General features: G+C 67.9%; 2 protein-coding genes. One reads left to right on the top strand and one right to left on the bottom strand.

What is annotated here, in order from left to right:
• Positions 1–43 precede the first annotated feature (43 nt).
• The gene (locus WBV89_RS10065; RefSeq protein WP_423981206.1) at positions 44–709 is read left to right on the top strand and encodes a class I SAM-dependent methyltransferase; all 666 of its coding nucleotides are present in this window, start codon (positions 44–46) and stop codon (positions 707–709) included.
• On the opposite strand, the gene WBV89_RS10060 is transcribed toward WBV89_RS10065, so the two are convergent.
• Positions 698–2,445, bottom strand: a 1,748-nt coding sequence (locus WBV89_RS10060) for a HelD family protein (protein WP_423981205.1), incomplete at its 5' end; no start/stop codon positions are given. The two genes, WBV89_RS10065 and WBV89_RS10060, sit on opposite strands and share 12 nt — an antisense overlap.

Below are 2,445 nucleotides of genomic sequence, written 5' to 3'. Positions count from 1 at the left end.
GTATGTCCTGATCTTGTACGACATTGCTGCCAGGCTACGGGAGATGACCGTCAAGCCCATCTCCGACGTGCCCCCCGATGGCGAGTCCCACTACTTCGAGGATCCGACCGTGCGATCCGACCCGGTCGTCATCGACGTGACGCTCCCGGACACCGCGTTCACGATGGAAACCGACACCGGCGTCTTCAGTCGTGGCCACCTCGATGCGGGAACATCACTGCTCCTGCGTTCGGAGGCGGCGATCTCCTCGACTGGGAATCTGCTCGATCTCGGAGCGGGATCGGGCGCCATCGCGCTCGCGATGGCACGCCGCTCGCCCGATGCCACGGTGTGGGCCGTCGACGTGAACTCGCGCGCTCGGGACCTCTGTCGGCGCAACGCCGAGCGCAATCGTCTCGACAACGTCCGGGTCGCCGCCCCCGACGACGTCCCCGACGGGATCCGGTTCGCCACGATCTGGTCGAACCCCCCGATCCGCATCGGAAAGCCTGCACTGCGCGCCTTGCTGCTCACGTGGCTCGGCCGACTCACCGACGACGGCAGCGCCACGCTCGTCGTGCAGAAACATCTCGGTGCGGATTCACTCCAACGCTGGCTCACCGCCGAGGGGCATCACGCGGTCCGGGTCGCCTCCAAGGCCGGATTCCGGCTGCTCGCCGTGGATCCGTATCAACTGGGGTCTGACCCCAGTGATACGTCACGGGAATGACCGGGGGGTGAGTACGGGGGGTGCAGGTGCGTCCGACACGAACGACAGTCGTTGTACCGCGCGGGTCATCGCGACGTAGAGCAGACGGGCACCGAGTGCACTGCTGCCGAGGATCTCGTGCGGGTTGGCGACGACCACGCCGTCGAATTCGAGGCCCTTCACCGAGTGCGGTTCGAAGAGCGGCACCTCGTCGGGAGCGAGCTCGTGCACGTGGTCGACGGCGCGCAGGCCGACCGCGTCGAGTTGCGCCGCAATAGCCTCGTGCAGGCGGATCGGCGCGACGATCCCGGTCAGCTTGTGCAGGCGCTTCGTCTCGCGGGTCGCGGCCGCGATCCGGGCGGCGAGGTCATCCTCCGCTCCGATGTCCCACGACGGTGCCTCACCCGAGAGACGCACGCTGCGGCTCTCGGTGGCATCGACCTCGGTCAGCGGGAGCAGGCGATTCGCGATCGTCAGGATCGGTTCGGGAACGCGGTACCCGATCGTCAGGTCGGCGACCGTTCCCGTCGTCCCCGTCGGCGACAGGTGTGCGAACACGTCGGCCCAGCGTTCCTGACCGGCGGGTGCCGTCGACTGCGCGACGTCACCGACCAGCGTCATCGAGCCACCGGGGCTGCGCCGTCCGATCACGCGCAGTGCGACGTCGGAATGATCTTGCGCCTCGTCGACGACCACGTGCCCGTAGGTGAACGGGGAGCCGTTGAGCATCGAGTTCGCCTCGTCGACGAGCAACTGATCCGCGGAGGTCCACTGCCGCCGCTTTCCCGACACTCCCGGCAGCAATGAATCGACGAGCTTCTCGGGCTTCTGGGTCGGCCAGGCCTTGTTGATCGCCGCCTTGAGCGGAGCAGCCTTGGACCAGCAACCGTCGTCGCCGGTCCGCCGCGTGAGCTCACGTCTCGCGATCGCGGTGAGACGCGCGCGCCGCTCGTTGATCGGTGTGGAACCACTCTTCGCCGTGTCCACCCATTCGCTGAACTCGTCGACGCGAATCACGTGATTGCGGACGCCGATCGGCACGATCACGTCATCGTCGGGCGGCTGAATCGCGGCGAGCGCCGCTGCGCCGAGGTCGCTCAGCCGGTCGGCGGAACCCTTCCAGCGCGCGGTGGCCGCGTCGTCGGTCGCACTCACCGTGATCTTGGGGATACAGAGATCGTGAACGGTCGACTGGCGAACCGTCCGCTCTCCCAACGACGGCAACACGTTGCCGATGTAGTCGAGGAACGCCCGGTTCGGGCCGACGACGAGTACGCCGTCACGAGCGAGGCGACCCCGATGCTCGAACAGGAGGAACGCAGCGCGGTGCAGGGCGACCGCGGTCTTGCCGGTTCCGGGACCGCCCTGCACGATCAACACCTGGTCGATGTCGGAGCGGATCACGACGTCCTGCTCGCCCTGGATCGTGGCGACGATCTCACGCATCTCGCCGCTGCGCTCCGCCCCGATCTCGGCGAGGACCGGATCAGGGATCCCAGCCGCTGCTCCCCCACCGTCGGGGTCGTCCAGATCCTCGTCGAGGTATGCGACCAGGACGCCCTCGTCGAGCGTGAAGCGGCGCCGGAACGCCACGCCGAGCGGGTCGACCGCGGTGGCGCGATAGAACGGCGACGCGATCGGCGCGCGCCAGTCGACGACGACGGGATCGTGCGAATCGTCCTCGATGTGACGTCGGCCGACGTACCAGGTGCCCTCCTCGTCGTCGATCCGACCGAAGAAGTCGCCCGCCCCCGGAC

The organism is Ilumatobacter sp., assembly GCF_049588435.1.
Classification (GTDB): Bacteria; Actinomycetota; Acidimicrobiia; order Acidimicrobiales; family Ilumatobacteraceae; genus Ilumatobacter_A.
This window is presented reverse-complemented; position numbering and strand designations above follow the sequence as displayed.